Below are 6,454 nucleotides of genomic sequence, written 5' to 3'. Positions count from 1 at the left end.
TCCGCAACGGAATGGGTCGGAATTATCAGCTCCGCCCATTCGATTAACAGTAATTTGTCCAAGTTTTCCTCGCATTAGAGCCTGAACTGCCGCTTGCCAGCCTTCGTCCCATGGACCGCAAAATCAAATCTCAAGAGATCGACCCTGTCCGGTCGACCGCACGCGTTGCTATCGAAGCTCGTTCAAAGGGTTGCTTAACATCAACTGATCCAAATCTTTCGAGCGTTGTACGGTGATTGACGACGATCAGAGGAAATCGAAGCAGCAGAGCGGCCGCCTGCTTCCAGTACCAGCAGTCGGCGGTCATACTCATCGGTCCAAGGTTGGTTCTTGTTCTCGGTCATCGCATCAACCGACGCGGTTTGCGAGTTGCCACAGCCTTGCTAGTTGGCGTCGCGGTTCTCTTTCACATAAAGGTCTTTTGTCGCCTGATCGGTCATTCGCTTTTCCGCGCTGGTGCGGCTGCGGGTGCGCAAGATTCCGTAAGCGATAGCAATACCCAGAACAACAGCACCGCCAAGCCATAGCGCTACCGGGAGATGCGAACCAGTCTCAACCGGTAATCCTTGAGCCACGGCATGATCCGGTAAGTAAAGCAAGAAAAGCGACCCGAAGATGCCCGTGGCTGTGCCGGATAGGTAGGTAGCCGCTACGCCGCGAGGCAAAATCTCCATCTGCAAATCCTCCGTTAAGGAGTCTAAATCCCCGACGACGTCGAACGTTCCTGTACGCGTCTTTATGCGCTGGCACCTCCAATTGCCCGATTCGCATTTAGGAACAGGATCGGCCTCGCGTGTATTGGCGACCGGGTAAAGCTGACGATCGAACGGGCCGGCGTTGCCCGCACAGCGACCGTGGCTATGGGTCCGACAACCGAACCTTTGACAAGTTCCGCGATCAGAAAACGATGCCTGTTCAGTGCGTAAATCGGCGCAGCCGGTGGGCATGGGGACCGGACAACAAACGCTTCTTGGATAACATCACGTGACGCCAATCCAGCCTGATCCTGCATTCCCGTTACAGTCACGAACCGGAACAACTGGATGGTCTGAGGATTCATCCCTGACGAGGAGATTTCCGGTGCTGATGACTGACACGCCAAGGCCACCGACCCGCACACTTCAGGGATGGGCTATCGAAGTGCTGCAGGAAGTCGGCGCTATTCGAGAGTGCGAAGAGCACGGATGGATGCAGGACGGCGCCAATCCGCATGCCCGCGAGCGCGCTCTGGAAATCGCCCGCAAAAGTGCGCCGCCTGGAGTATCACCGCAGGTGGCTGCTGGAGCCGTCGCACAAGTTCTCGATTCGATAGGAGATACGTGCCCCGAGTGCCCGCCCGAATGACCCCGGTTCGCCCGCCGCCACGTCGATTGTTTGAAACAATCCGGGGTGCCTAGCCTCGTGCGCGCTGCAGCGCAGCCTCCAATCGCTCCCTCTCCTTATCCCAGCGGACGTTTTCGGTTCGCGATCTCTTCTCGAGAGCGGCCACCTCGGCCTGGATGGCCGCAACGTTCTCCTCATGCTCACGCTCGGCCGCGTCCAGCGCCGCTTGCGCCTTATCGACCGCCCCTCGCCGGCGTTCACGCTCCTTCTGTTTGGCAGCCTCTTCCCTCGCCCGTTCACGCTCGCGCCGTTTCTGCTCCTTTTCGAAGGCAACTGAGGCCTTGCGCTCCGTCGCCTTGTCGACGGCGCGCGGGGAAGGCTTCTTCACCTTGTGGCTTTTCGACTTGCGGACAGTCTTCGGTCTTTCGCCGTCACCCAGATTGGTGGGTAGTTCAGCATGCTCGCCAAAGGGTCCGTCGGAGCCGACAGGCCGCCTGAGAACGACGCCCGGCTTCGCCATGGTCGCCGAGAGTACGTCCGGATCGTCAGTTTCCTTCGCCGCGCCCTGGTGGAAGAGATTGCTGTCGGCGCCCCACGCCTCCAGAGCCGCTTTCATCGACGGAGCGGCAATTGCCAGATCGAAAAAGCCCAGCGAAGTCTGATAGGTTTTCAGTTTTCTCGCCATGGACCAACGCTTCCCCGCACCTTCCACTGGCCACTGCCGTGGGTCAGCCGGATCGTTACCTCGCAAGTAGGGAGTTTGCGAAACAAGCGAACAGCGAGGCCGGGCCAGGATGGATCTCGGCGGCCCCGGCCTGCCGCAGCGAACTCTCCGTGAATCCGCCGCACAGCACGCCGATGGTTGCGATCTTCACCTTCCCCGCAGCGATCGCGTCGTAGGGCGTGTCGCCGATGGCGACGGCCTCAGCGCCTTGGATCCCGAGCTTCTCTAGAACTACCTCGAAGATGTCCGGCGCAGGTTTCGATTCCTCGACGTCGTCAGACGACGTCGTCAACTCCACCAGTTCGGTAATGCCAGCGATTTCAAGATATTTCTCAACTTCATCCTTCTTAGCGGAAGAGGCGACGGCAATCCGAAGTCCAGCGGCGCGCACGCGTCGCAGCAAGTCCGGGACCGCGGAAAAGGGACGCACAAGCGGCAGATACTCGGTCTTGAAACGATTGCCGCGCCACTCTTCCAATTTTTTGCCGTGGTCCCGTTGTTCGTCAGCGGAAAGGAAGACGGGAATGAGCTTGTCACCTCCCTTGCCTATCTGGCTCCGAGCTTGCTCGAAACTCACATCATGGCCGAACTTAAGCATGGCTTCCTGCCATGCGAGCGCGTGGAGATCGACCGAGTCCAGAAGCGTGCCGTCCAGGTCGAAGATAGCGGCTCTCGGCAACTCACAATCCTCCATAGTCGAGGCGAGCGAGTTCGCTTCCTGTGGCACGGAACGTTACCCGCTCAGATCCGTTAGTATGAACCGCACTTTGGCCGCCAAGTCCCCTATGCTGAAGCGCTTCGGCAAAGATGTGTACCGACATCCAGAACGCGATTGGTGGACAATGGCGTTCCGCGTGTAGCCAACAGCACCTTCAGGCCAGGCTTCATGGCCAAAAGCCGATCTAGGCCGACTTCCGCTGAGGTTTCGCCGACGGCTTCTTCGCCGCAGCTTCCTTCGCCGACTTCTTGCCGGCGATCGGCATGAGCATTTCCTTCTGACCGCTTGCGACCTTGCGTGGCTTCTTGGCCGGCTTGGAGTCCTTTGAAGCCTCTGCGCCACCAATACTCTTGCGCAGCGCGTCCATCAGGTCCACGACGTTCTCCCCACGGGGGCGTTCTTTCGCAATGATTGGTTTGCCGGCGCGTTTCTGATTGATGAGGTCAACGAGGGCCGTTTCATATTGGTCTTCGAACTTGTCCGGCTCGAAGTGACCCGCCTTCTGATTGACGATGTGCTTGGCGAGATCAAGCATGTCCTTGGTGACTTTGACGTCCTGAATATCGTCGAAATACTCTTTTTCCGACCGGACTTCGTAGGGATAGCGCAGCAACGTTCCCATCAAGCCCTTGTCCAGCGGATCGAGCGCGATGATGTGCTCCCGATTAGTCAGCACCACGCGGCCGATCGCGACCTTGTTCATCTCGCGGATGGTTTCGCGAATGACGGCAAAGGCGTCGTGGCCGACTTTCCCGTCCGGTACCAAGTAGTAGGGACGGATCAGATATCGCGGATCGATCTCGCTGCGGTCGACGAACTCGTCGATCTCGATGGTTCGCGTCGATTCCAGCGCGACATTCTCGAGCTCCTCCTTGGTCACCTCAATGTACGTATCGGTATCGACCTTGTAGCCCTTGACGATATCTTCGTTCTCAACTTCCTCACCCGTGTCCGCGTCCACCCTCGCGTACTTGATCCGGTGGCCCGTCTTTCGGTTGAGCTGGTTGAACGAAACCTTTTCGGATTCCGACGTGGCGGGATAGAGCGCTACCGGACAGGTGACGAGGGAAAGACGCAGGAAGCCTTTCCAGTTAGCGCGGGGGGCCATGGCGAGGAACTCCATATACTGTTGCTGGGTTCAAGACGAACGGGCAACCTTGGTTCCGACAGGGGTGGCTTCCCCAGAAGATCATTTTTCTCAGACACGCTGGCCCAGCAGGACTCGACTACTGTTCTCTTTATGTTCTAATTCAAGATGGGTACTGTCCGTATTTGACCCTGAATTTGGGGGTGTCCTAATTTGGCCGCGAGCCCGACAAGCCTTGTTCGATCTTGCCGCGCTCTGTTCATACTCCGAAGGGGGTAGGTCGCGCCGGGACCGAATTTGCACTAGGTGCACAAGTGGACAGAACCGGGGTGGCCGTCTGTGAGTTGTTCCATCGAAAAATGGAGCAGCGCCATGCAACGACGCCGTTTCGAACCACAAACAATCTCACTTGATGAGCGCGCCAAGGAGCGAGCCGAGCAACTTCTCAAGGAAGCCCAAAGCACCCCACCTGGGGCTCAGCGCGATAAGCTTCTGCGCAGGGCACGGCAGGCGGAAATCGTTTCCCATATGGAAGAGTGGCTTTCTTCCCCCCGGTCTAAAACCGCCACGGTAAAAACATGCTCGCGGTCATTGCGACACTCTTAGGCTTGGCGACCCTTGCCGCGATGATTGGCTTGATGCATCTCGCCGACCGGATCGAAGCTCGCAAGCACCCGTAGTTCTCCGACCGTGAACGATGTTCCTCTAAACGGTCATACGACCGTTTCTAATTCGTTCGAGCCCGCCTCAGTTGATGGCCTCTTCGTCCTCATCGTCATCCAATATGGCGATGTTCGCCTTAAGCGCTTTGAGCAAACGCTTTGCTCCCTTCGCGTCCGCATAGGCTTGGACGCGCAGCCGATTTGTGCGATCCGGCGCAATGTTCTCGACCACAAGAAAAATGCGTCGGAACGATCCGCGCTACCGCAGGTTCACTCAGTGCTGCAACATTTCCTTAGGATCATCCGGATTTCGTGCACGCGCCGAAACGAGAGTGATCTATGACCGCAGTCCATCCTATCAAACGCCTTCGCCGATCTGTTCCAGGCCGGCGCACGACCAATTCAACTTCCATCCTGGCTGCCTCGGTTGCGATTGGAGCTTTGGCCGCCATCGCCTTGCTCAATCAGCACCTTGCGAGGAAAGCCGAACGCGAAAACCCACCTTCCGGTCGGTTCTTAGAAGTGAACGGCGTCCGACTGCATTACGTTGAACGTGGCGCAGGCGATCCTGTAGTTCTTCTGCACGGCAACGGAAGCATGATCCAGAATTTTGACTCAAGCGGTCTGATCGATCTTGTTGCCAAGGATTACCGGGTTATCGTTTTCGATCGTCCAGGGTTCGGCCATAGCGATCGGCCGCGCAATGTCGTGTGGACGCCGGATGCCCAGGCGGAATTGATCAAGCTCGCCCTCGCGCAGCTTGGCGTTTCCAACGCAACCGTCCTTGGACACTCTTGGGGCGCCTCCGTTGCGGTCGCGATGGCTCTGAAGTATCCCAGCCTCGTCCGGGGACTCATTCTCGCCTCTGGATACTACTATCCGACCCTAAGGCCAGACGTGGTTGCGTTGGCCGCGCCGTCCCTGCCCCTTGTCGGAGACATCCTCAGTCATACCTTGTCGCCCCTACTAAGCCGAGCCATATGGCCGCTGATGATGGCGAAGATCTTTGGCCCAAGATCTGTACCGAAGAAGTTTGAAGCATTTCCGAAGGAAATGGCACTCCGGCCATCTCAGATAAGGGCATCGGCCGCGGAGTCGGCGCTAATGATCCCGGACGCGTTCATACTACGCAATCAGTATGCGGACCTGAAAATGCCAGTTGTCATCATTGCTGGCGAGCAAGACAAGCTCATCGATATCCACACTCAGTCGGCCCGGCTGCACTCCGACGTTACCCAGAGCAAGTTTCATAGGCTCGCGGCCAACGGCCACATGATCCAACAGACTGCCACCGATCAGGTGATGTCGGCGATCCGGGAAGTCGCAGGCCAGTCGACTGAACTTGCCGCCGCTGAATAGCCGGACCTAATGGCCGGGCTTGCGGCGCGCAAGAGATCGCTGCGCCAGAGTGCGACTCAATCGAAACCCGGAAGGCCGTTCTCCAATTTGTCTTGGGCGATGGCAACAATCCATTGGTCACTTATGCGGCCAAGAATTCAACGGCCGGTAAGGCATCGCCTGACGCGACCTCGCAACATTCAAAAAGCGAAAAGCCTCTGTATCAGCTCGGTCAGAGGATAGTTACGACCTCAACGAGCAAGGACAAGCTGACGGTGAAATGCAGTGGCGGGATTTCGGCCGCCGTTGGCGATATTAAAGCGACGAAAGAAGTGACTTTCACCGTCCAGCAGTCGTCCGACGGCCAGACTTCCGTCTCCGTTGATCCGTTTCAGTTTTGAATCCTGCTAAAGCCTCATTTCAGGTTGGGGCACGGGTTAATGGCGCACTGGCTCCATCCGGCGGTCTTCATGGCGTAAAGGCCCACGGCGAGACGTTCGCTGAGCTCTGTCCACTGACCTGAGGCAGACTCGGGCTTCGACAAGCGACAATTTTACCTCGGCCCGTCCCGTCGGCTTCCACTCGTCGGCGCGCAGAAGAAG

Annotated in this window: 7 protein-coding genes; 3 read left to right on the top strand and 4 right to left on the bottom strand. The window is 57.8% G+C overall.

The genetic code is table 11. The annotated features are described in order from the left end of the window. Positions 1-383: 383 nt before the first annotated feature. Positions 384-674, bottom strand: a complete 291-nt coding sequence (locus JQ600_RS04985) for a hypothetical protein (protein ID WP_212270031.1) — start codon at positions 672-674, stop codon at positions 384-386. A 406-nt stretch (positions 675-1,080) separates the two neighbouring features. On the opposite strand from JQ600_RS04985, the gene JQ600_RS36725 reads away from it, so the two are divergent. Continuing rightward, positions 1,081-1,344, top strand: a complete 264-nt coding sequence (locus JQ600_RS36725) for a hypothetical protein (protein WP_312010934.1) — start codon at positions 1,081-1,083, stop codon at positions 1,342-1,344. A gap of 49 nt (positions 1,345-1,393) precedes the next feature. Here the strand turns inward: JQ600_RS36725 and JQ600_RS04980 are convergent, their stop codons facing one another. The 3 genes from JQ600_RS04980 to JQ600_RS04970 form a co-directional block, all read right to left on the bottom strand. Next, a complete protein-coding gene (locus JQ600_RS04980) occupies positions 1,394-2,008 on the bottom strand; it encodes a cell envelope biogenesis protein TolA (protein WP_212387411.1) in 615 nt (204 codons plus the stop codon). Positions 2,009-2,063: 55 nt separating this feature from the next. Further along, positions 2,064-2,741 carry an HAD family hydrolase gene (locus tag JQ600_RS04975; protein WP_212468428.1) on the bottom strand — a complete coding sequence of 226 codons (678 nt, stop codon included), beginning with the start codon at positions 2,739-2,741 and terminating at the stop codon, positions 2,064-2,066. 208 nt (positions 2,742-2,949) lie between these two features. Continuing rightward, positions 2,950-3,873 (bottom strand): Ku protein, encoded by a 924-nt coding sequence (locus JQ600_RS04970; protein WP_212387879.1) that lies wholly within the window; start codon positions 3,871-3,873, stop codon positions 2,950-2,952. Positions 3,874-4,853: 980 nt separating this feature from the next. On the opposite strand from JQ600_RS04970, the gene JQ600_RS04965 reads away from it, so the two are divergent. Then, complete coding sequence (locus JQ600_RS04965; protein ID WP_212489716.1) at positions 4,854-5,873, top strand: alpha/beta fold hydrolase; 1,020 nt, start codon at positions 4,854-4,856, stop codon at positions 5,871-5,873. Between the two features lie 92 nt (positions 5,874-5,965). Further along, the gene (locus JQ600_RS04960) at positions 5,966-6,253 is read left to right on the top strand and encodes a hypothetical protein (RefSeq protein ID WP_212489715.1); all 288 of its coding nucleotides are present in this window, start codon (positions 5,966-5,968) and stop codon (positions 6,251-6,253) included. Positions 6,254-6,454: the final 201 nt, after the last annotated feature.

Origin of the sequence: Bradyrhizobium sp. AUGA SZCCT0176 (assembly GCF_018130145.1) — a bacterium.
Classification (GTDB): Bacteria; Pseudomonadota; Alphaproteobacteria; order Rhizobiales; family Xanthobacteraceae; genus Bradyrhizobium.
This window is presented reverse-complemented; position numbering and strand designations above follow the sequence as displayed.

Coding starts and splice junctions, on each gene's coding strand:
- JQ600_RS04985 (WP_212270031.1), bottom strand. CDS start 674: ATGGAGATTTTGCCTCGCGGCGTAGCGGCTACCTACCTATCCGGCACA.
- JQ600_RS04980 (WP_212387411.1), bottom strand. CDS start 2,008: ATGGCGAGAAAACTGAAAACCTATCAGACTTCGCTGGGCTTTTTCGAT.
- JQ600_RS04975 (WP_212468428.1), bottom strand. CDS start 2,741: ATGGAGGATTGTGAGTTGCCGAGAGCCGCTATCTTCGACCTGGACGGC.
- JQ600_RS04970 (WP_212387879.1), bottom strand. CDS start 3,873: ATGGCCCCCCGCGCTAACTGGAAAGGCTTCCTGCGTCTTTCCCTCGTC.
- JQ600_RS04965 (WP_212489716.1), top strand. CDS start 4,854: ATGACCGCAGTCCATCCTATCAAACGCCTTCGCCGATCTGTTCCAGGC.